This window comes from Methylobacter sp. BBA5.1 (genome assembly GCF_000746145.1).
GTDB lineage: Bacteria > Pseudomonadota > Gammaproteobacteria > Methylococcales > Methylomonadaceae > Methylobacter > Methylobacter marinus.
This window is the reverse complement of record NZ_JQKS01000025.1, coordinates 21,740-43,659: the sequence shown is the minus strand read 5'-3', so window position 1 is coordinate 43,659 and position 21,920 is coordinate 21,740. Positions and strand designations below refer to the sequence as shown.

Here is a 21,920-nt window from a genome sequence, read left to right as displayed (position 1 = left end):
GTTCGCCCTTGCCTTCATATCGCCTCTAAGCTGAGTTGAGCGATGGAAAAACCGACTCCTTATAACAGGCCGAAATATAAACCGCCATATAAAACCAAAACGGCGCAGGTTACTGGCAACGCCAACGTTTTGATCATGTTCAGCCTGGAGTAAAACGCGACCAGTGCCATGGATAACAGACCCCAGGTAATCAGTCCCATGGCGCAAGCTAAAATCGCGCCATTGGCGCCAAAGCGGTCGACCAGGTAAATATAGCCCGCACTGAAAACCGTCATTCCGGCCAATACCGATAACCCGGCGCTTTTCAGTTTTTTCTGAGCGATCAATACCTGGGATAACAGATAGCCGATGGCAAAGGGAATCAGCAGCCACAGGCTCCAGGCCAATAACTTGCCGGCGTCCGCATAAGCCGCCCCGAACAGCCAGGGCGTGACAATCGGCATGATATAAATGCTGGCTATCAGGGCAGGGGCCGCCAGAAACACTATCGCTTTGATCATGGTTTCGGCAAAAAAGACATCCTTGCCGTCGTTTCTTTGCGCTGCCCGGCTCAGCACAGGCAGCGCCGCCATCCCCAGGGACATGGGCACGGAACAGGACAGGGAGAATATTTGAAAAGCAAGCGCCAGAAAACCGATGGCTTGTTCGGGCAGCCGGGTGTACCGCAGCAGGATAACAGGCCCCTGCAGCAACCAGTTGATGGAAAAGCCTGAAATCAGCAATGGAACAGCCATGGCCAGCATGCGGGTCATGAATGCCGGCGCCCATGTCGGCTTGAGCGTGGCGACAAACCTTTTCCTGATCAGCCAGAACCCCGCCAAGGCCTGCAACCACCAGCTCAGGGCATGCATCAGGGCAACTTCAATAATGCCGCCATCGCCCAGCAACAGCCAGCTGGCGCCCAAAATGGCCTCCAGCGGCCTGAACAGGCCTTCCATGCGTAAACTGTAATGGGCGCGTTCATGCGCGATCAGGATATCCTCGGTCCAGTTGGCTAAAGAGCGGCCCAGCATGGCGATCGAAAAGACCAGGATCAAATGCCTGCTGAGCGGGTCGGGATTAAGCAGCCATCCGGCCAGCAAACAAATTGAACTGGCCGAAAACGCGGTAATGAAGCGTAACGTCAATGAAGCGCCGGCCAGTTGATGGGGATCGGTTGTGCTCCTGGCCAATTCAATGGCAATAATCCCCTGCATGCCGAACAGGGCGAGCGGCAGAAAGCCTAGATACCAGGCCTGAAAAGAGGCGAATATGCCGTAAATTTCCGGTCCCAGCAGCCGGGCGACCAGCGAAATATAAATGCCGCGCACAATAATGTTCAGCACACGGCCGCTGAACAGGTAACTGCCATTGGATAGGATAGAGTGAAACCCGCCGCCTGCGATTGATTTCATCGATACGATTGATCTGGCCAGGATTATAAATACAAGCGGGTAGGGCATCAGGCCACGTGGCGTGAAAGCTTCATTTCTTATGGTCGCCCAACTCGATTCTCCGCACTTTCTCCAGCGTCATTTCCAACAATTGCCGGTTAAAGTTAATCAGGTCCGCGAGTATCGCCATCACAAAAGTCACGAAGCCAATCAGCAGGAGCACGCTGCCCAGGATCAGTGATTGGATGTGGCCGCTGCCATCGCCCATGAAATAGTAAATCAAAAAGCGGGTGATCGGTATTAAACCGATGAACGTTAAGGCTATGGCGATATAGGCAAAAAAACGCAACGGCTGATACATCAGGTACATGCGCAGCATGCTGGACAGCTGCCGCTCAATAAACTTGGGTATGCTTTTGAACAGCCGCGACTCCCGGGTCTTGGGATTGGTGCGAATCGGCACCGAGGCGATAGCCATGTGCTTTTTGCCGGCCTGGATGATGTTCTCGATCGTGTAGCTGAACGGCGAGACAATATTGATGCGGATGGCGGCTTCCCTGGAAAACGCCCTGAATCCGCTGACGGTATCGGTCACATCCGTGCCGGACAGGCGCCGGACTGTCGCGCTGCCGACCCGTTGCAGCAGTTTTTTAAATGGCGAAAAATGCGGAATGGTGCTGGTTTGCCGATCGCCCACGACAATATCGGCTTTGGCCTGCACGATCGGCTCAACCAGTTTGGGAATATCGCCGCCGTAATACTGGTTGTCGCCGTCGGTGTTGACGATGATATCGGCGCCGCGCTTCAGGCATTCATCCAGGCCCTTGCGAAAGGTCCTGGCCAACCCCAGGTTCTTTTTGTTGATGATAATGTGATCGATGCCCAGTTCCGCGGCCGCCTCGACGGTTCTGTCGGTGCTGCCGTCATCGATAATCATCAGCTCGACCTGGTCGATACCGTCAATCTGGCGCGGTATGTCGGCGATAGTTCCGGGCAGCGTATGCTCTTCGTTGTAGCAAGGAATCTGTACAATCAGTTTCATTCCACACTCCTGGACTCGGCTTGTTCTTTACGCCTGTTTTTTTTAATGGGGACCTTGATCGTTTGCCCGACCACGGGCAAGCGCAGCTGCAGATAATTCTCGGTGGCCGGCTTTCTGTTCAGGTAGCGATAGATAAGCAGCTGCTGGTTCTGCAAAACAGGCCGGCTGCTTTCAACGTCAATCGTTTTTAATAATTTGAACGGGCCTTTTTTAAGGTACTCGCGGAATTTCTTGTGAATTTCGATGCCCGACACATCCCGGTTCTCGATCACGATGAGATCAATGCCATACTCATCGAGTAACTTGTTGATGTCGCTGACGGAGTGCGCGTGCACATCCAGCCAATTGTCCGGGAAAATCGAGGACGAGGTCAGCAGCTTGTCGGCGCGCAGCACATAAGTCGATTTTTCCTCATCCAGCGCCCGCATGAAATAAGTGAAGTAGCCGTTATTGTAGGCATCGACGAATACCGTCGGCAATTGCTGGTTATCCAGTACAAATTGCGCGGCTTCGTCGTATCCCGTTGCGTAATTGGGCGGCTGGTTGTAAATCTTATAGGTCTGGAACACGACCAGACCCAGAATCGCCGCGCTCATGAGCATATACCCGGCAACCTTGTGTTTCAGGTAATACAACGGCAGGACCGCGAACAGGCAAAAAACCGGTATCCAGAAAATTGGATAGCGCTCGTTTTTGCCCACCAGATACGTGAAAAACAGATACGTGCCAAGCAGCAGCGCAAGGGGGTAAAGAATTTTCCTGTCCTTTTGGATGAGTGCGGCAATGGCGCCGGCAATGCTCATAATCAACAGGGGCAGTGTCAGATGGTATTGCTTCAGCTTGACGAAATGCAGGGTCAGATTGTCCCAGCTCAATCGGGCAAGGTGGTAATGGCCTTCATTCTCCCCGAGCGACTGGGCCAGGTTCTGCTTGCCCAGCCATAAGGTGATCGCCGCCAGCGGCATCAAGGTGATCAGGACTATGGCGGTGCTGATCCAGAACTCCTTTCTTTTGACGTAATTCAGCAGATTGCCCTGCATCAGGCTGAAAATAGCGAACCACAACACCAGAAACACGGCGGTCTGTTTAGTCCAGCAGGCCAGGCTGAAAACCACGGCCGTTGAATATAGATAGGAAGGATTGTCTGTTTCCGTGTACCGGTAGAACAGATAACCGGCCAGCAGGCCCATGGACAGCACCGGCAGCTCGGCCATGGTATACCAGCCCCATTTGGCGATAAACGGCGTGGTGACCAGCACCAGGGTGGCCGCGAAAGCGGTTTGCCAGTCGAAAATCCGGCTGATCAGCTTAAACCAGGCCACGATGCCGACCAGGTAAAATGCCAGAAGCGCGAGCCGGCTGCTCCACATGTTGATTCCGAAAATGCCGTTGAAAATAGCCTCGACAAAGGGAAAGAAAGGCGGTCTGTAGCCGATGCTTAATGCCGGGTATTGGCCGAAATAGTTGATGGTATAGTCGTAAATGTGCGTGATCGGGAAGTCCCGCATGAAATCCAGCAGGAACACGCCATCCATCAGAATTCTGTCGGCATCCGGATAGCCGAGGCTGGAATTCTCGATTTGCCTGAGCGACAAAACCGTCATGACGCCGAGCACCGTAAAAAGCGCGGTCTTACTATCTAAGATTACTTTATTGTAGTTCATAGCATTTTATCTGTAGCAACCCAATGGCTTGGGATAGTTAAACTGCCGATCCACAAAGTCGGGGACTTAGTAGTTGTTTGCTTGTCAATGGAGTCTATTTTTTGAACGCCTGAAGGCGGCCGCCTTGTTCCTTAAGAAACAGTCGGAATGGCATTTACCTCATTCGCTTCCATCATTGATAAGGTTGCGGAGTTAAAAGTTCCCTGGGGCAAGATCTTAACTGATGTTACGCGGATGATTGGCTCGGGCGCTTGCAGGGCCGATTTGACTTGTGCCCTAGAGGGTATCCACACAGTGCGAATGAATTCGCACCTACAATTCTCTGATTTATTTCATGCCCATTACTAAGTACTAGGTTGCAGCATTAGCGGAAATCTGGCATGGAGACTAACAGGTAAACTAATGCGCAAGCTGCGCAATTACGCAAAGCGGCAGAGAAACCGCTGATGTTTGAACAGATCTCCGCCGCAATTTTGGCTCAGGCTAGATTAAAACGCTCAGTCTGCAACCGCCAGAATCACCGATCCGGCCTTGAAGACAATGGTTGCGGGCTGGCCTTTGCGCAAGCCCAGCGTTTCGACGCTGTCGTTGGTAACGGTGGCGGCAATCTGTTCGCCGCCGGTTAATTCAAGATCGACTTCGGTGTTGACCGGCCCCGGTTTGATTCCGGTGACCGAGCCGGGCAGCTGGTTTCTGGCGGAAATGCGGTAGCCGCCGAAATCGGTGACGATGATGATGTGCGAGGCCTTGACCAGCGCGATGACCGCCATGCCGGTTTTGATCGCCAGATTTTCAGCCGATTCCTTGGTGATCGTGGCGACGATGGTCGTGCCTCCGTTCAGCCCGACATGTACCGAGGCATTGACCGTGCCGATAATGACGTCCTTGACTGTTCCCTTGAATTGATTTCTTGCACTGGCTTTCATGATAAAACTCCTGATAGTGATTAATTTAAGATCGAGGTGCCCTTGATTTGCACATAAACCCCCATGCCGACCTGTAAGCCCAGCAACAGCGCCGATTTGCAGGTGATGTGCGCCAGCAATGCCTGATTGCCGACCTGTAGCCGCACCACGCTCTGGCCTCCGTGAGCGTTGGCCATCCCTGTGATGGTCGCCGGCAGCACATTGAGAATGCTGGTGGCGGCGGGCGCCTCAAGGGCGATACTAGCATCGCGGGCATAAATTTGCACGCGCAGCGGCATGCCGACCGCGGCATCGATCGCGGGCAGGCTGAGCGAGCCGCCGGCAAAAGCAACGCGGGTGAGATAATAGTCGGTTTCGTGCTCGATGACGGTAACCGGCCAAACCGTGGCCGCCTCCCGGTCCCGGGCCAGCGGCATGTCGAGACGGCTCAGCGTTTCCGCGAGCGGGCCCGAAGCCAGCGCCTGTCCGTCCGCCATCATCACCAGGTGGTCGGCCAGTTGCGCGACTTCCTGCTGGGAATGCGTGACATACAGCACCGGAATGTTGAGTTCCCGGTTCAAACGGCCGAGAAACGGCAGGATTTCCTGTTTGCGTTGGTAATCCAGCGCCGCCAGCGGCTCGTCCATCAGCAGCACTTCGGGATTCAAGGCCAGCGCGCGGGCGATGGCAACCCGCTGCTTTTCGCCGCCGGACAGGCGATCCGGCATGCGCTTGAGCAGATGGCCGATGCCCAGCAAATCGATAACTTGCCGTAGTTCGATGGCGTCCGGCGGCTTGCCGATCCGTTTTCTGCCGAACCGCAGGTTTTCGCTTACCGTCAGATGCGGAAACAGATTGGCCTCCTGAAACACATACCCCAGCGGCCGTTTATGCGTGGGCAGAAACACGCCGCGTTCGCTGTCCTGCCAGACCTTGCCGTTGATTGACAGAAAGCCCCGCGGCGCGCGCTGCAGGCCGGCGATGCAGCGCAGCAACGTGGTCTTGCCGGAGCCGGAAGGGCCGAACAGCACCGTGACGCCGGAACCCGGCAACCGGAGATCAACAGCCAGCTGAAAGCTGCCGTAATCGAGTTGAAAGCGGGCGGTAATCGGTTGAGTCATCTCGGAAGTCATTTCAATTGATGGGCTACGGGATGGGTTTTTAATGCGGTGTACAGCACCAGCAACACGCTGAACGAAAACGCCAGCAAGCCGCCGGCCAGCCAGTGGGCTTGCGTGTATTCGAGCGCCTCGACATGATTGTAGATTTGCACCGACACCACGCGGGTTCTGTCGGGAATGTTGCCGCCGACCATCAAGACCACGCCGAATTCGCCGACGGTATGGGCAAAGCCCAGGATCGTCGCGGTCAAAAAGCCGGGGCGCGCCAACGGCACCACGACGCTGAAAAAAGTGTCCAACGGGCCGGCGCGCAAGGTGGCCGCCGCCTCCAGGGGATGCTCGCCGATGGTGGTAAAGGCGGCCTGCAGGGGCTGCACGACAAACGGCAGAGAATACAGTACCGAAGCCACGACCAGACCGGCAAAGGTGAACGGCAAGGTGCCCAGACCCAATTCCGTCGTCAGCCGGCCGATCGGACCGCTCGGTCCCATCAGCACCAGCAGATAAAATCCCAGCACGGTCGGCGGCAACACCAGCGGCAAGGCTACCAGGGCATTGCAGACGCCTTTCCAGCGCGATGTGGTACGGGCCAGCCACCAGGCCAACGGTGTGCCCAGCAACAGCATCAGCAGCGTGGCGAGGCCGGCGACCTTGAAGGTCAGCCACAGGGCGGCGATATCGGCGGCGTTCAACATCGTTCAGGTCACTCGGCAACGCCGTAGCCGTATTTGCGGATAATCGCCAGTGCTTGCGGCGATTTCAAAAAGCCAAGCAGCGCCGGCGCGGCCGGGTTATCGGCGCCGGTTTTCAACAGCACCGCATCCTGCAGAATAGGGCCATGCAGCTTGCCGGGCACAATCCAGCCGGAACCGCCGGCGATTTTGCCGTTGTCGATGACTTGCGACAGCGCCACGAAACCGAGTTCGGCATTACCGGTGCTGATGAACTGATGGGTTTGGGCGATGTTTTCACCCTGCACGAACAAAGGCACAAGCTTTTCCAGCAGTCCGGCGTTCTTCAGCACCTCGACCGCCGCCGCACCGTAAGGCGCCAGTTTCGGATCGGCCAGCGCCAGGTGCCTGAAGCCGCCTTTGCCCAGGATCTGGCCCTGCTCATCGACCAGACCTTCTGTCGCCGACCAGAGCACCAACTGGCCGATGGCGTAAGTGAAGCGACTGCCGGTCACCGTCAAACCGGCTTGTTCCAGCTTAAGCGGCTTTTCATTATCGGCTGACAGGAATACTTCATACGGCGCGCCATTCTCGAATTGGGCGACAAATTTGCCCGAGGAACCGAACGACAGTTTGGCACTGTGGCCGGTGGCTTGTTCAAACGCCTCGGCGATTTCGGTCATCGGCTTGCTGAAGTTGGACGCGACCGCGACCAGCGTGGTTTCGGCATGCGCTATCGCCGTGAGCGAAAACAGCAATAAAGTCAGAAAGAAGCTCTTTGATAATACATACAAAGTCAGCAGGACGTTCCTTATAGAATTAAATGACATGGTCGTTCTCCATAATAAAAAAAATGCTGCCGCGGGCGGCGCGCTACTAAAATCGGAATAAGCTCTGGACATAAAAATAATCAAGATCCCCGGCCTCCGGCGCCGATGGCGCGTTCTTGGCGAATTCACCTTTGAACAGATGCGCCCAGCCGGTTTCCAGGTTAAAGCTGCTGTTGACATTCCAGCGTGTCGCCAACTCCAGTTGATGACCGACAAAATTGCCGGTGTTGCCGGTTTTGTCGCGCAAATTCGCGGTGGTCCAGGCGTCCTTGTCTTCCGCCAGCCAGTAAAACCGGTGGCTTAAAAAGGCTTGCACGTTGTGGCGCGGCTTAATTTTTATCCGATAGCCCGGCGTGTTGATATTGCTGCGGGCAAAGGTGCCGTAGATGCCGGTCGGTCCGTACTGAAAACGACGCGCGCCGTATAAAGTATCGAAACGTTCATCCTTGCCGTCATTCGGATCGCGGTCGCCGCTGGCATAGTCGTATTCCAGCGACAGGCGCGGGGACCAGGGCAGATCGAAGGTATAGCCGACATTGAAACTCTGATACCAGGCCCGATGCTGCAGGTCCTGGCCGTCGGAGGCGCTTTTACTGGCGCGCACCGTGCCGATCTGACCGATGGCTTCCAGTTCGAAATCGAACTGCTCTTTGGCGGGCTTGCGGTAAACACGCATGCCAGGGGTGAAATAGCGGCGATTGCTGGTGGGATTGCGATCCCGATCGCCCTCATCCAGATGGTACAAATACAGCTCGGCGTTGGTTTTCCAGGGTAAATCGAAGATTTCCAGGAAGCCGCCGGAGAACCAGGTCTGGTATTCCGGTTCATCGAAACTGTGGAAATGATCGAGCAGTTGCGCCGAATTATTGGGATAACGGCCGACCGGCTTGGTGACGAAGGCATTGAACTGCCAGTTGCCGTAATCGAGAACCCGCAGCCGCAAACCGTCAAAGGTATTGATGGTATTGCGGAACACGTTGCGGGCTATCAGGCGGCGGCTGCCTATGTTCAGGGTTTGCCGGCCGGCGATGACTTCCGCGCCCAGGCCGCTGTGAAAAGCGTTTTGATCGGCCCAGGCCAGATAGCCCTGGATAAAATCGGCCTCGTTGACATGGGTATTGTTGATACGGGAACCTTGATCGGCGCCGAACTGCCGTGAATCGAGGAACTCGCCGCCGACGCGCCAGTGGCCGAAACGCGCTTCCATCGACAGATTGATCTGCATGGCAATTTGCTGGTCGCCGCCCTGGCTGTTGGCTTTATAGCTGCCGTCCAGGGTTTCATAGCGGGTGCGCTGTTCCAGCGACATCGACAGCCATTCCGGCAGGTCCAAGGCATCGTGCAGATTCCAGACCGGTTTTTCGTATTTGCCGGTGCCGGTCAACGCATCGCGCATCTGGCTGGAAAACGAGGAGAAGGGCGGGGCGACGTAGCTTTTCTTTTCTGTCGCTGCTTGAACAGGACTGCTGGTCCCCATGTAAATGCTGCCGGCGATAATCAAACCGAGTGTATGGCCGGCACTCTTGCCGGTAATATGTTTTCTTTGCACGGTCAATCCTAATAATTATTGTAAATACGGAATCTGTAGCGCAATCCTTACTTTGAAGCCCCCCAAAAATAAGCATCGCTCTAATCTATTCGTTATAGACAAAAGTATATAACGACAATGGTTTTTAAGCAAATAATGTGCCAGTGATTCAGATGGCAATTATGTTATTGAGTTACGTCAGTTATTGTTGCTGAGTCAGAAGTGGATAATGTCGGGTTTCAAACATTTTGTTATGTTTTGTAGGTTGAGAGAGTGATCATTCACCCGTGTCTTTTCATCCCTGAAGCGTCATAACGTGTCCAAAAAGCGGATAAATGAGCGCTTCTTTCATTAACAGGCCGATAATATTGAGTGGGAATCGGGAAAGTTGACGTAGGGCGGCAACAGAAGCAAACGCCAGGCTCAATCCAGGCCAGCTTCATGCAAGACAGAGAAGGACTTGGTAGAAGGGCTTTGCCGCTATTTCTTGTTGTATAGGACTTACGCAGTTTGCCTGTTCATCCGCCGAAACAAGCGGGTTTAAAACTTGTGGGGGCGACTTCGCCTAAAGCGCCTACTGTTGGCAGCCGCCTTTTATCTGAATGGGCGACTGAAGTTGCCCCCACAGGCTTGCGTAAGCCCTTCTCCAAGTTGGTTAAAGGGATGCAGGCATTGACTGCCGCATCCCGCTTTCAGGTCAAGCGACTGTTATTCCTTCTTCTTGAATTTAGCCGCTTCTTCCGAACCGCCGGTGGCGTCGCCTTTGCTGTAGGAATGTGCGCCGACACCCGCCAGCTGGCCGCCTTGAACCACCAGATACTCGTCGCGGATGGGCCGGCCCTCGAAGTAGCACTCCAGAATCTCGCGGGTGCCGGCCGCATAGCGCGTCTGCGCCGACAGGCTGGTGCCTGAAATGTGCGGCGTCATGCCGTGGTGCGGCATGGTGCGCCAGGGATGGTCGTTCGGCGCCGGCTGAGGGAACCAGACATCGCCGGCATAGCCCGCCAATTGACCGCTTTCCAGGGCGCGGACGATGGCGTCGCGATCGCACAGTTTGCCCCGGGCCGTATTGATCAGGTAAGCGCCGCGCTTGAAATTTTTCAGCGACTGCTCGTTGATCATGTGCTCGGTTTCAGGATGCAGCGGGCAGTTCAGGGTCACGATGTCGCACACCTGGGTCAGGCTTTCCAGGCTGGCGTGATAGGTCAGATCGAGTTCCTGCTCGACTGATTCCGGCAGGCGGTGGCGATCCATATAATGCAATTTCACACCGAAAGGTTTCAGCAGGCGCAGTACGCGCAGACCGATACGGCCGGCAGCCACAGTACCGACTTGCATCGCTTCCAGGTCGTAGGAGCGCGCCACGCAGTCGGCGATATTCCAACCGCCTTTGATCACCCAATTGTAGGACGGGATATAGTTGCGCACCAGCGCGAGCGTTACCATGACCACATGCTCGGCGACGCTGTTGCTGTTGCAATAAGTGACTTCGGCGACAGTAATACCGCGCTCCATCGCCGCCTGCAGGTCAGTATGGTCAGAGCCGATACCGGCTGTCACGATCATCTTGAGATTTTTCGCCTTGGCGATGCGTTCGGCCGTCATATAGGCCGGCCAGAACGGCTGCGAAATCACGATTTCGGCATCGGGCAGTTCGCGGTCCAGAACGCTGTCGTCGCCGTCCTTGCTGGAGGTGACGATTAATTGGTGGCCGTTTGATTCCAGATACTTGCGCAGGCCCAGTTCGCCGGACACGCTGCCGAGCAATGTGCCGGGCGTGAAGTCAATGGCCTTGGGCGTCGGCAGGGTTTGCCCGTCCGGATAACGCTCCGGCTGCGGGCAGTCATCCCGTGCGTAGGAAGTCGGATAACCATCGATCGGATCATCGTAAAGAACACAAATAATTTTAGCCATTTTCCACCTCCATCATGAGTTGAATTTTGAGGAACGGTCCTGACCTTTGATTGATCGGGACCGGGGTTTATCCTGGCCAGATGACAATATTGTCCGCATTACGGCCGGAGGGCGTCCAATCGTTTGGAGATAGGGCTTGATAACCCGCGGTTATCAACGAATCGAATCGTTATTGCTGCTTCGAATCGTGATAGGCGACTCCGGTCCCGCCCAAGCCGCAATAACCGCGCGGATTTTTTTCCAGATAATCCTGATGATACGCTTCGGCGGACGTATAGTTTTTCAGCGGGGCAATTTCAGTGGTAATAGGTTTGGTGATGTCGGCCGCTTTTAAATTGGCCTGATAGATGCCCCGCGTTTTCTCTGCCAGTTGCCGTTCTTCATCGGTACGATAAAAGACGGCGCTCCGGTAATTGCTGCCTATATCGTTGCCCTGGCGATTGCCCTGGGTGGGGTTGTGGTTTTCCCAGAACTGGATCAGGACCCGTTCAAGCGTGGTCTGTTTGGGGTCGTAATAGACTTTGACCACTTCCGCATGGTTTTCGACGGCTTTGCCTTCCCGTATGGATTTTTCGGTATCGTGGAGCGTCTGGTAGTTGGGGTGGGCGATATCGCCTCCGGCGTAGCCGGCCTCAACATCCAATACGCCTGCCAGGATTTGCATGCGTTTTTCCGCGCCCCAGAAACACCCCATTCCCAGGACGATATAAGGCGTATCAGGACCAACAGCCGCTTTATTCAGGGAAGGATTGACGCTTTTGTCCGCAAGCACTGAAGAATTCAGCAAGACTCCAGTCGCGGCCACTAAAATGCCTATTATGAGTAAAGACCAAAATGCTCGATGCCATCTGTTCACAACTATGTCCTTCTTATACATTCAGTTACATAATGGAGCCACTCAGCTCCGTCTACGCTGTATGATCGTGTTTAATCGATATTGGTTGCGTTTGCCGGGGGAAATTATTTACTCGGCGGGGTTAGCGATGCCTCCCAAAAAGCCTGATGCCTTGTAAGTGCTTTGGAGAATGGGTTCAGGATTTATGCAGATTAAAACAGCTTTTATTATGAACTGATGTTACACATGGATCGTTTTTTATCCTGCTTGCCGCGCTGGCGATAGGTTGTTAAACCGATCTTTATTTAACTGGCGGAGTGGACCTCATCGCCTGAGTGGTCATGCACGCGTAGGTGCGAATTTATTCGCACTAGACTGAATAGTAAGCGTTTCGGGTCGAATACCCTATATCAGTTATGAAGCATGAACCTGTTGTTAAGCACGTTCTATTGGCCATGAATGGCTTATAATCGTGGGACTTATTCTTGCACCGAGTAAAAAGAAAACTGGAAAACAGGTTGTGCCGTTTTGGGAAACAATAAGCCGGTCGAGCAGACGATCAGCACTCACACGTTAAGAGAAAAATATGCCAGACAACCCGAATGACAACATGAACACCGCCTGGATCGAAGGCGAATTGCGGCTGGCCGGCATACTGGACAGCCGCATGATCGGCTTGCTAAGGGCCATCGACGAAAGCGGTTCCATCAATCAGGCCGCCAAACAGCAGGGCTTGAGTTACAAAGGCGCCTGGCAAATGATAGAGCGTGCCAACAACCTGGCGCCCAAAGTGCTGATCGCGACGACAACCGGCGGCAGCAAGGGTGGTGGTACCCGCTTGACTACTGCCGGTCAGGCGCTGCTGCAACTGTTCATGCAGCTCGAGCAACAGCACCGGCAGTTCTTGCGGCATCTCAATCAGACTCTGGCGGACGATCCCGAGATGGTGCTGCTTCTTAAACCGCTGTCCATCAAAACCAGCGCCACCAATCAGCTGTTCGGCACTATCACTGCCATTCAACCCGGCCCCGTCAATGTTGAAGCACTCGTCGAGCTGAAAGGCGGTGAGCCGGTTGCAGCTTCCATGAATCTGGCGGTGCTTGACCGGCTTGAACTTAATGTCGGCCAGGATGTGCTGCTGCTGATCAATGCCCCGGAGATCAGCATTGTCACCGAGTTCGGGCAGCAACAGCTGTCGGCGCGCAATAGCCTGTCCGGCACCGTGGTCCGCATGCAGCGGGACGGCATCGATGCGCAGATCGCGCTCCGGCTGCCCGGCGGAGAGAGCCTGGTTGCCACGATCACCCAATCCAGCGCCGAATCCCTGGGGCTGAAGTCCGGCATGCCGGTCAACGCCGTGTTTAAAAGCAATGCCGTCATGCTTGCCGTGGCGGCTCCGGATAGCGTGAATTCATAAATGACTGCAAAGAACGTGCAGTTCTTAAATTAAGACGGGGCTTATGCAATCATGTGGGGGCGACTTTAGTCGCCTTCTGCCCCGTCCTGCTTGAGTATATGCGCCGGGCATCGGCCGCAGGGATCACGCATAGCGTGCTGTTTGCCAATTTCCATCAAGATTACGCGGCGGCGAACCTTAGTGTGGCGCGCCTCGTCAAACGTTTTCCGAGGCGTTTTTTCGGTTTCGCCTACGTCCATCCGGTACGCGATAAGGGCAGGATTTTCCGCATGGTACAAACCGCCGTGGACGCATACGGCTTCGTGGGCATCAAAGCTCATCGGAAGGATGCGCGTATCAGCCGCGAGGTTTGCGAGGCGGCCAGGGCATATAACCTGCCGGTGCTATACGATATCGAAAATGAGCTGGCGACGGTGGATTGGCTGGCGATACATTACCCCGACGTCAATTTCATCATTCCTCATCTCGGGAGTTTCGGCGAGAGTTGGCGGGCGCAAACGGCATTGTTGGAGCGGCTGGAATCTTATCCCAACATCCATGCCGATAGCGCCGGGGTGCGCTTTTTCGATTTATTGGCACGCCTGATCGAACGCGGCGGCGCCCGGAAACTTCTTTTCGGCTCGGACGAGCCATGGCTGCACCCGGCGGTGGAACTCGCTAAAATTCGGCTTTTAAAACTTCCGCATGCCCAGGAACAGCTGATTCTGGCGGGGAATTTCCTTAACTTGATCGGAATGGAACGGCCTGGGGTTGTTGCTTGCTGAATTTTATTTCGATGGCTCTTATTGGATTCCGGGGATATATCCAAGTCTATTTGCAGCTTTGAGTTTGAGGTTCAGTATCGGCATATAGGGATAGCCCCAACACTCATGTCACCAACCGCCATTTGAACTTATTGATTGGCCGCTGCCGATCTAAACAGGTATATGCATAATGTTTTTAAGTGTCTTTCCGGAACGAGATTTAGGGCATTCAAAATGAGACTTTGGAATCATCCTGGTCCGTTTATCATGCGTAAAATGTGGGTTAAACCGTTTGGAAAACTTGGTATTCAAGCTCATTCTGGACAGTGATCTACAAAAAGTCATATGTTAGCCCGATCTGGATAATAACTTGTTATGCTGTTTAGATATTCAACATTACAAACTTAAATGCGCTTAACTGCACTTAATTGACAAGAGCAAACACTTAGGCTATCTTAATTGCACTTAAATGTTCTTAATTGAGGTGAAGAATGGCGCAATGTAGAGTTCATGTTTTGAAATCAACTGAAAAGGTTATGCCAAGTGGTTGGAGCTTGTGTTTTCAGTGGTGTTCATATAATTATGCCGATGGTGGTCAAGAAAGTGGATATAGGTTTATTTGGAAAACACCTAAAGGAAAACTTCAAGCCGCACGAGGACAAGCCAGAATACCAAATATTGCTTTAGCGCAAGAAATGCTTGAGCAAGCAAAACGCGAAGGTTGGGGATTTGAGGGCGAACCTAAATCTAGCTATTGAAAGCGTTGTCAAGCATAACAAAAATATAAACGCGGACGGAAAAAAGCGTTGCTCGTTTTACTCGCAATCACTTTTTCCCGCCGGTTATATCAGTCGTTAGGGGCTCAAGATAACCGAGCAGCTTGCCATCACATTAATAGCGGTATCTGTAGGCTTCGGCGCTGCCATATTCTTTTGCGTAGGCAACGTAATTGAATACGTCCAAAACCATCTTGCACCAATCCGTGCCATATTGGGATTTTAGCCCGCGTAGGTCCGATTAGCGCAGCGTAATCGGACGCATGAATTGCCCGGCACAGAGCTCGTAGGCTAAGTTGGTAAACCCAGCATTCGAAGTCATCAAAGCCGGGTTTCCGCAAAGCTTCAACCCAGTCTGAGCTTTGATTCTGACCTTGATTTGCCGCTACCGACTCAAAGCAGCTGAGCTGCTCGAAAATTCCAGAAAGACTGGCAGAAAATGGCCGGTCAGCACCCATTCCAGTCGGTTTAATTCGGTAGCGTGACAATTAAGGAACGCGCATAAAATAACTTCCTCAAGTGCGCGGATGAATTTCCGGTGTAGGTGCGGATTTATCCGCACAGTGCGAATGAATTCGCACCTACAATTCCTGATTTATTTCATGCTCATTACTAATTTAAAAATCTCCCGGATCGTCAGGCCATACTGAACCGCTACATCGGAATAGGTCATGAGGCTGTCTCGATAACCGGACCGCTCCGCTTGATGCCAGCATTCAATCTGCGATTTTTCAAACCAGAGCGTCAAGGCTCCTTGATTAACCAGGGACTCATTGTACGCTCGCCCATTCTTGAGCTTGTAGCAGGTTTTCGGATTCTTCATCTCCTAATTTGAGGATTGCAGAGAATTTATGCAACAAAGCCTGATTTTAAAAGTCTCTCATCCTGAAAACGGTTGCTCATTTTTAAGCTTTCAAGCTTTTTATTTTTCTGATCAACGATCAATATTAGGAGAATAATAATGAAGCATATCCTATGCACCATGCTTTTGCTTGGCGCCTTCTCCACAAGCAATGTCGCTGCGACTGACTCGCTGAGCAAGGCCAACCGGCTCCCACCAGACCTTGAGCGGAAAGTTCAGGATTTTCAGAACGAGGTCATAACGAAAGGGTACGAGACGGCACAGGGCTACTGGACCCTGTGGTCGGCCGAGGACTGCAAATATCCGCTCCAGACGGTCGGATTCTGCTACGGCAACAATCCGACCGCCCCATACGTGCTGGCCGCCGTCCCGCCGTGGGAGGACGAATTCGTGGACCCGAGCCTGAAGCTTACTCTCACCAAAACACGCAAGGGGACGAACCCAAACTACCGATTGGGTGAACGGGAAGCGCTGGTGGTCATGGCCGAGCTTCCCCCGCCGGCCCGCTACTTCGGGCTCGGGACGAATGTCTTCACCCGGAAGACCGAGCTCAACACAAATGACCCGGTCTATAAAAAACTGGACCAACCCGAAACGCAGGATCTGCTTGGGATCATCTTCGGACTCTCGCCGAATCCCGACCGCATGATGATGATCTCGTCCATCGGCGACACCATCAACAACGTCGTCATCGAGAAGCAGAGCAAAGAGAACTGGGGGCAGCAGCGCTTCTTCATAATCACGCCAGACAAGGAAATGGCGGACGCGATGACCGAAGCGCTCGAATCAGTGGGCGTCGATCAGAACCACGTATTCATCGAGCAGGTCTCCCCCGTATTGGCCAAAGTGGGATATGGGCCAGAGGCGGATGATTTTATCACCTACATCCGCTACTCGATGCCGAACGATCTCGCACTAGGTGAAAAATGGCGCGAGCAGCTTCCGCTCACGGTTCTCCGGGTCCGGGACCCTAACGGTGGCACGGCTAAAGAACCGTTCCCTATCCCGGAATATGAAGCAAAGAATGCGAATTTCGACGAGCGTGCCCTGGAGGCCGATCTTATGAGCCTTGTGGCAGCGGTCAAGAAATACTGGGGCCAGGACGCCGTTTCAGGTCACGAGGCCCTTGCATCGGATTTCAAAAGCTTGACCCTCTGGGTTGACCTCATCGGCCAGCACTGCCTAGGGTACGATGGCCCCCCGTCTCCAGACCCGGACGAGGGCATTACACTGCCTCGCGGCCCGATGGACTGCCTCGGCGACAACCAGGATGACGAGCCCCAGATCAGTGGCGGCACCTACCATCTCGACGACGACCAGGTCATCGCGGTGGTCGGAACGCTCGGGACAAAAACCGGGAATGCCACCTACACAAGCCTGTCGGTCAATTGGTTCCCGGAACTCGTCGGTGTTCTAAATCGTGACGACGTTGTTCTCGAAGAGAGTGCGAAGAAATTTAAGGACGCACTTTCAAATCCGGAGCTATACACAAAGTTCTACGTGTACTACTTTGCGCGGGACTGCAGCGGCCTGTACCCGTGGTGCCAAGAAGTACCCGGAAAACTGGTTCCCCGGGGAGATACGATCAAAATCGTCCAGCGGAACTACCTCAACCCTGGCTCAACGCGGGGACCAGACCCGACACAGGTTCTCAACCCGATCTCCATCCAATTCGATGGGAAAAAAGGGATGCGTCCGACGATGTAAGATGCTCCTTTTACAGGGTCAGAACCGATGCGCCGGTCGCTTATAAGAGTATTAGATACTGACGTTACGCATGGGCCGTTTTTTATCCTGCTTGCCGCGCTGGCGATAGGTTGTTAAACCGATCTTTATTCAACTGGCAGTGTGGCCTCATCGTCTGAATGGTCATGCACGCGTAGGTGCGAATTCATTCGCACTACACTGAATAATAAGCGTTTCGGGTCGAATACCCTAAAGGGTACAAGCCAATTCGACTCTACAGTTGAATTCAAATAACCAGCCGTGCTGGATGTACTTTTAAACCTGTCTCAATTCAACTAATGCGTAACATCAGTTAGATACTAAATGAATCTTCTTGGAGGAAGGAAGATGAGATTTCAATTTTTAGCGATCACGTGGATAACCTGGTTAGCCATGAGTTATGGGCCGGTATCTCTGGCAGAAATTGGTGGCAAAGGGGACAGGAGTACCAATAATCATGGCGTTGTACCCCAGGAATTAGTCGTGTGCACTGGATGGCATGCCCTTTGTAGTGCATCCACCGACTGCCAAATGAATGGCGACAAGGCGGACTGCGACTGTCTGAGGGTTAATGAACCCCATATCGTTGAGACAAGTGAAATTCAGGATCACGCGGTCAAACGCCTGACTGAGGCCAAATGCACTAACAGACATCCTTGCGATGTAGATCAAGCTCCTGTTTGCAGGGCCATCAAGTACGGACAGTATGAGGTGGATAAGGCCAAATATGATTGGGTATCAACTTTTTCTTATCGTGGATGGTGCAGTCTTTACAAGCCAAAAGCTTGTGATCAAAACGAGCCAGGCTATAGCGGGGATTTGTATTGGGCTATCTGCGATGGCGCTCCATGCACGGAAACCGAGAATCCATCCGATCCAGACAGGCCCTTGCGCTGTCAGTGTCGGGTAGAGGACACGCCGTTTGTGGGAACCAAAGACAGTTGCACCGGCGACAATGGCGGTATCATCTCAGCCATGCCGCTATGGGTATGGGACTTCGAAAACAACACATGGCGGATTCCTGTTCCTGGCTATGAATACGTACAGGGCGCATGTGCCCCGTTGAAATCTGACCCATTGCCGCCGCGATGATCTGAGCCTGCGTAGGTCCGATTAGCGCAGCGTAATCGGACGCATGAATTGCCCGGCTACAGAGTTCGTAGGCTGAGTTGGTAAACCCAGCATTTCGACGTCATCAAAGCTGGGTTTCCGCAAAGCTTCAGCCCAGCCTACGATCTGTGAGGCAGGCAATTTGAAAAGAATAACCGGGAATGATGTGGGCATGTTAGAACTGACCCTGACTTTGCTGACTTGTGTCGGCTGCGGAAAGGATCATAGGTGAATATGATTGCGTGTCGCCCCGGCGCATTGTATCCGCAGATAGGACTTGGACTGGGCTTTTTTGCTGTCCTCCTCGAGCACCTGCAGACTGGTTTTATCCATCTGCTGGATGTCATACTGCCGTAACGGCTTCTGCAGCAGATTGATCAGCGACTGGATTCTACCATCTCGGTGCCCGAAAAAACTTGACCACTACAGCTCTAATGAATACTGTCCCATTCCGTGCCTCTGCCGCATGGGTTACACTTCTGATGGACTTCAATCCCTTAATTATGAGGTTAATGGTCGACAGCAAGTCGATCCCATAAATTGGCATTCTTTAGTCGGCAAAAAACATTCCCGTAAGTATGAATTTTTATTGATAAAACATAGACTTGCATTATGCTTTAGAATCGGCATTCTATATCGGAAAAAAGTTGTCATTAACAACAAAAAAACTTATAAGTAACAGTAAGTTATATCATTAAAAAGATCGGCAAATGACCATACCACAAGAAACACCTTCTCGGATAGAGCCCTGCTTGCTCGACTCAATAGACCCGAAAACAGCGGATTTGGCTACAGATTTGGCATGGAAATCCGGGCAATTGGGGAAAAAATAACATGAAAAAACGGCTAAGTTGTTTGAATGGCTGTTTATCGCTGGATAACAGATCTCGTTAAGACAAAAAGAAACTGTATATCATCCGATCAGAAAGCTATACCGATAGCAGTTTTTAAGGTATATCCTAAATTTATTACCTAAGTAGTGAGGTAATTATGGAAAATATACGAAACTATTTAATCTTTTTAGGCTAAAAGAGGTATACCCAAAAATGAAAAGTAGGCATAGTTCAAACCGCGCGATCCTAGTTCTTGAATCACCATGGGAACTTGATGAGTTCGACTCAAATAGGACAAGCGTTTTGCCTTTTGTTGAAGGCGTAGCAAAGTATGCTGGTGATACTGAAGTTTTCCACGCCAACTTCTATGATGAAAGTAGTTTCAAAAAAGCGCTTGCTTGTCTGTGTAAGAGCAGTTTTTTGAACACTACTGTTTACGTGGCGGCTCACGGTTACAAGGGGAAAATGAGTGGTGTAGAGATCATCAAGTTGCTCACCTTGATCGGAATTGAATCCAAGAAATACAACATCACAGGTGTCATGCTCGGATCATGCTTCGTTGGTAAAAATACGGCTGCACTCGAGGTTTGTCTCGAAGGGTCAAACCTTAAATGGTGCGTGGGGTACGCATCGGAGAGCGCATGGCTAGCCGGTACGCTAATCGATTGTTCAGTGCTTATGGAGATGTCAGCCTTCGATATTGAAGACTTTTCCAGTTCAGAGGTCATGATTCAGAGCTTTTCGCGTGCGATAAGCCACTTCTCTTCATCGTTCTACATTGGCAATGACTATCGCCAGAAGCCTGTAAGTTTGCGCGAATCATTAAAGTTCGTGATTCAACCCAACGGCAAGGGGCGCCGTGCAGCATTGGTTTCAGAAGAAGTATTTAAGGCTTATGCAGATAGCCAACTACTAGCAAAGCATATGGCCTAACCTTGCTTTCGAGAGGGTGCTCGGCCTATCGGCGGCGTCCTTCAATTCCATGTTGAACGACAGTTTTCTGGATTGCTACTGCCACTATGCCGCATTTACCTTGTTGATTTGGAGCACGTGAACCCGTAAGTCGGCTCGATCCCGACATGAATGTGCGACTGGCACTGCCGTGATCGAAATGGCGGCTGGTGACACGAGTGTTGGGGCTGCCTCTAAATAGCCAATGACGCCTGTCTGTTTTAAGGAACGCGCATAAAATAACTTCCTCAAGTGCGAGGATGAATTTCCGGTGTAGGTGCGGATTTACCGGAAAGGGGTATCCGCACAGTGCGAATGAATTCGCACCTACAATGCTTGAAATATTCGCCCCTCTTCACTAAAAAGTTTTCAACCCTTTTGACAACTGCCATTAATCGGAAAAAAAGCAGTACCCCTTCGGAACAACAGTAACGCCGGATTCCGAAACAACAAAGCGTGCCGCATCGGCGCTGGGGTCAAAGCCGATCCGCTCGCCGGGCGGAATCCGCACATTTTTGTCGACGATGCAGCGATTCAGGTGTGCGCCGGCTCCGACCTGCACCCCGTCGAACAGGATCGAATCTTCGACTACGGCTTTTTCATGCACCTGGACTTGCGGGAACAGGATCGAATGTTTGACCGTGCCTCCGGAGACGATCGTCCCGCTGCCGAGCAGGGAATTGACCAGCAATCCTTCGTGCCCATTCGCTCCGGGGCCCATGCGCGCGGGCGGGTTTTGGCCGTGGTAGGTGCGGATGGGCCAGTCGGGCTGGTACAGGTTCAGCGGCGGAACCGGCGCGAGCAGGTCCATATTGGCCGAGTAGTAGCTGTCTATCGTGCCGACATCGCGCCAGTAACGGTCCGGCGTGACCCGGCCGGATTCTCCGCCGAACTCGTAAGCGTAAACGTTATGCGATTGGATAAGCCGCGGAATGATGTCCTTGCCGAAATCGTGGCTTGATTCGGCAAGAGCGTGGTCGGCATGCAATGCCTGGCAGAGCAGGTCCATGCTGAAAATGTAGATGCCCATGGAGGCCAGGGCATGATGGGGATCGTTCGGCAGGGGCTTGGGATTTTCCGGCTTTTCGTGGAATTCGCGAATTCGATTGGTTGCGTCCACCGACATGATGCCAAAAGAGCCGGCGCTGGCGAGCGGCACGGGCATGCAGGCGATGGTCAGCCCGGCGCCGTGGTCACGATGAAACTGGAGCATTGCGGCATAATCCATCCGGTAGATATGATCGCCTGACAGAATCAGCACATAACTGGCATTGCTGCGCTCGAGCAGAAACAGATTCTGGCGGATGGCGTCGGCCGTCCCGGAGTACCAGGATTCGCCGGTCCGCATCTGGGGCGGCACGGCCGTTATGAATTCGGAGAGTTCGGGGTTGAAGATGGCCCAGCCATCGCGCAGATGCTTTTGCAGGGAATGCGACTTGTACTGGGTCAGCACCAGCACGCGACGCAATCCGGAATGCAGGCAGTTGGTCAGCGTGAAGTCGATGATCCGGTAATTGCCGCCGAATGGCACAGCGGGCTTGGCCCGATCAGCCGTCAGTGGATGCAGTCGAGAACCCGCTCCACCAGCCAGGATGATCGCCAGAGTTTTATCAAGCATCC

18 protein-coding genes are annotated in these 21,920 nt (G+C 53.1%); 6 read left to right on the top strand and 12 right to left on the bottom strand.

The window, feature by feature from the left end; all coding sequences use genetic code 11:
- Positions 1-59 precede the first annotated feature (59 nt).
- The 10 genes from EK22_RS15640 to msrA all read right to left on the bottom strand — a co-directional run bounded on the left by EK22_RS15640 (position 60) and on the right by msrA (position 11,835).
- On the bottom strand, positions 60-1,394 hold the full coding sequence (locus EK22_RS15640; RefSeq protein ID WP_161786450.1) for an oligosaccharide flippase family protein: 1,335 nt from the start codon (positions 1,392-1,394) through the stop codon (positions 60-62).
- A 70-nt stretch (positions 1,395-1,464) separates the two neighbouring features.
- Complete coding sequence (locus EK22_RS15635) at positions 1,465-2,415, bottom strand: glycosyltransferase family 2 protein (protein WP_020160940.1); 951 nt, start codon at positions 2,413-2,415, stop codon at positions 1,465-1,467.
- Entirely contained in the window at positions 2,412-4,079 is a 1,668-nt protein-coding gene (locus EK22_RS15630; protein ID WP_020160941.1) for an ArnT family glycosyltransferase, read from the bottom strand. Before EK22_RS15630 ends, EK22_RS15635 begins: the two co-directional genes overlap by 4 nt.
- Positions 4,080-4,576: 497 nt before the next feature.
- Positions 4,577-5,005, bottom strand: a complete 429-nt coding sequence (locus EK22_RS15625; RefSeq protein ID WP_020160942.1) for a TOBE domain-containing protein — start codon at positions 5,003-5,005, stop codon at positions 4,577-4,579.
- A 20-nt stretch (positions 5,006-5,025) separates the two neighbouring features.
- Positions 5,026-6,105, bottom strand: a complete 1,080-nt coding sequence (gene modC / locus EK22_RS15620) for a molybdenum ABC transporter ATP-binding protein (protein WP_027147499.1) — start codon at positions 6,103-6,105, stop codon at positions 5,026-5,028.
- 8 nt (positions 6,106-6,113) lie between these two features.
- A complete protein-coding gene (modB, locus tag EK22_RS15615) occupies positions 6,114-6,800 on the bottom strand; it encodes a molybdate ABC transporter permease subunit (RefSeq protein ID WP_020160944.1) in 687 nt (228 codons plus the stop codon).
- Positions 6,801-6,808: 8 nt separating this feature from the next.
- Complete coding sequence (gene modA, locus EK22_RS15610; protein WP_051961926.1) at positions 6,809-7,606, bottom strand: molybdate ABC transporter substrate-binding protein; 798 nt, start codon at positions 7,604-7,606, stop codon at positions 6,809-6,811.
- Positions 7,607-7,652: 46 nt separating this feature from the next.
- Positions 7,653-9,161: an alginate export family protein gene (locus EK22_RS15605; protein WP_036252506.1), complete on the bottom strand. Its 1,509-nt coding sequence runs from the start codon at positions 9,159-9,161 to the stop codon at positions 7,653-7,655.
- Between the two features lie 681 nt (positions 9,162-9,842).
- A complete protein-coding gene (locus EK22_RS15600) occupies positions 9,843-11,048 on the bottom strand; it encodes an NAD-dependent formate dehydrogenase (protein ID WP_036252504.1) in 1,206 nt (401 codons plus the stop codon).
- A 169-nt stretch (positions 11,049-11,217) separates the two neighbouring features.
- Positions 11,218-11,835, bottom strand: a complete 618-nt coding sequence (msrA, locus tag EK22_RS15595; RefSeq protein ID WP_235209426.1) for a peptide-methionine (S)-S-oxide reductase MsrA — start codon at positions 11,833-11,835, stop codon at positions 11,218-11,220.
- A gap of 634 nt (positions 11,836-12,469) precedes the next feature.
- Here msrA and EK22_RS15590 point away from each other — a divergent pair.
- The 3 genes from EK22_RS15590 (at position 12,470) to EK22_RS23750 (ending at position 14,801) form a co-directional block, all read left to right on the top strand.
- Positions 12,470-13,300 (top strand): TOBE domain-containing protein, encoded by an 831-nt coding sequence (locus EK22_RS15590; RefSeq protein WP_036252502.1) that lies wholly within the window; start codon positions 12,470-12,472, stop codon positions 13,298-13,300.
- 53 nt (positions 13,301-13,353) lie between these two features.
- Positions 13,354-14,064: an amidohydrolase family protein gene (locus EK22_RS15585; protein WP_235209425.1), complete on the top strand. Its 711-nt coding sequence runs from the start codon at positions 13,354-13,356 to the stop codon at positions 14,062-14,064.
- Between the two features lie 494 nt (positions 14,065-14,558).
- A complete protein-coding gene (locus EK22_RS23750) occupies positions 14,559-14,801 on the top strand; it encodes a hypothetical protein (RefSeq protein ID WP_200882609.1) in 243 nt (80 codons plus the stop codon).
- 613 nt (positions 14,802-15,414) lie between these two features.
- Here the strand turns inward: EK22_RS23750 and EK22_RS25585 are convergent.
- Positions 15,415-15,642, bottom strand: a complete 228-nt coding sequence (locus EK22_RS25585) for a transposase (protein ID WP_036252498.1) — start codon at positions 15,640-15,642, stop codon at positions 15,415-15,417.
- A 138-nt stretch (positions 15,643-15,780) separates the two neighbouring features.
- On the opposite strand from EK22_RS25585, the gene EK22_RS15575 reads away from it, so the two are divergent.
- From EK22_RS15575 to EK22_RS15565, 3 genes are all read left to right on the top strand, one after another.
- Positions 15,781-17,388 (top strand): hypothetical protein, encoded by a 1,608-nt coding sequence (locus EK22_RS15575; protein WP_152565123.1) that lies wholly within the window; start codon positions 15,781-15,783, stop codon positions 17,386-17,388.
- Positions 17,389-17,754: 366 nt separating this feature from the next.
- Positions 17,755-18,498, top strand: coding sequence for a hypothetical protein (locus EK22_RS15570; protein ID WP_036252494.1), 744 nt, complete (start codon positions 17,755-17,757; stop codon positions 18,496-18,498).
- Between the two features lie 1,154 nt (positions 18,499-19,652).
- Positions 19,653-20,282, top strand: a complete 630-nt coding sequence (locus tag EK22_RS15565) for a hypothetical protein (protein WP_200882608.1) — start codon at positions 19,653-19,655, stop codon at positions 20,280-20,282.
- 409 nt (positions 20,283-20,691) lie between these two features.
- Here the strand turns inward: EK22_RS15565 and glgC are convergent, their stop codons facing one another.
- The gene (gene glgC / locus EK22_RS15560) at positions 20,692-21,918 is read right to left on the bottom strand and encodes a glucose-1-phosphate adenylyltransferase (protein ID WP_036252490.1); all 1,227 of its coding nucleotides are present in this window, start codon (positions 21,916-21,918) and stop codon (positions 20,692-20,694) included.
- Between the last annotated feature and the right edge of the window lie 2 nt (positions 21,919-21,920).

Bases quoted from the DNA above. Each gene is read 5' to 3' on its own strand.
- EK22_RS15640 (WP_161786450.1), bottom strand. From the start codon at position 1,394: ATGAAATCAATCGCAGGCGGCGGGTTTCACTCTATCCTATCCAATGGC.
- EK22_RS15635 (WP_020160940.1), bottom strand. From the start codon at position 2,415: ATGAAACTGATTGTACAGATTCCTTGCTACAACGAAGAGCATACGCTG.
- EK22_RS15630 (WP_020160941.1), bottom strand. From the start codon at position 4,079: ATGAACTACAATAAAGTAATCTTAGATAGTAAGACCGCGCTTTTTACG.
- EK22_RS15625 (WP_020160942.1), bottom strand. From the start codon at position 5,005: ATGAAAGCCAGTGCAAGAAATCAATTCAAGGGAACAGTCAAGGACGTC.
- modC (WP_027147499.1), bottom strand. From the start codon at position 6,105: ATGACTCAACCGATTACCGCCCGCTTTCAACTCGATTACGGCAGCTTT.
- modB (WP_020160944.1), bottom strand. From the start codon at position 6,800: ATGTTGAACGCCGCCGATATCGCCGCCCTGTGGCTGACCTTCAAGGTC.
- modA (WP_051961926.1), bottom strand. From the start codon at position 7,606: ATGTCATTTAATTCTATAAGGAACGTCCTGCTGACTTTGTATGTATTA.
- EK22_RS15600 (WP_036252504.1), bottom strand. From the start codon at position 11,048: ATGGCTAAAATTATTTGTGTTCTTTACGATGATCCGATCGATGGTTAT.
- EK22_RS15590 (WP_036252502.1), top strand. From the start codon at position 12,470: ATGCCAGACAACCCGAATGACAACATGAACACCGCCTGGATCGAAGGC.
- EK22_RS25585 (WP_036252498.1), bottom strand. From the start codon at position 15,642: ATGAAGAATCCGAAAACCTGCTACAAGCTCAAGAATGGGCGAGCGTAC.
- EK22_RS15575 (WP_152565123.1), top strand. From the start codon at position 15,781: ATGAAGCATATCCTATGCACCATGCTTTTGCTTGGCGCCTTCTCCACA.
- EK22_RS15570 (WP_036252494.1), top strand. From the start codon at position 17,755: ATGAGATTTCAATTTTTAGCGATCACGTGGATAACCTGGTTAGCCATG.
- glgC (WP_036252490.1), bottom strand. From the start codon at position 21,918: ATGCTTGATAAAACTCTGGCGATCATCCTGGCTGGTGGAGCGGGTTCT.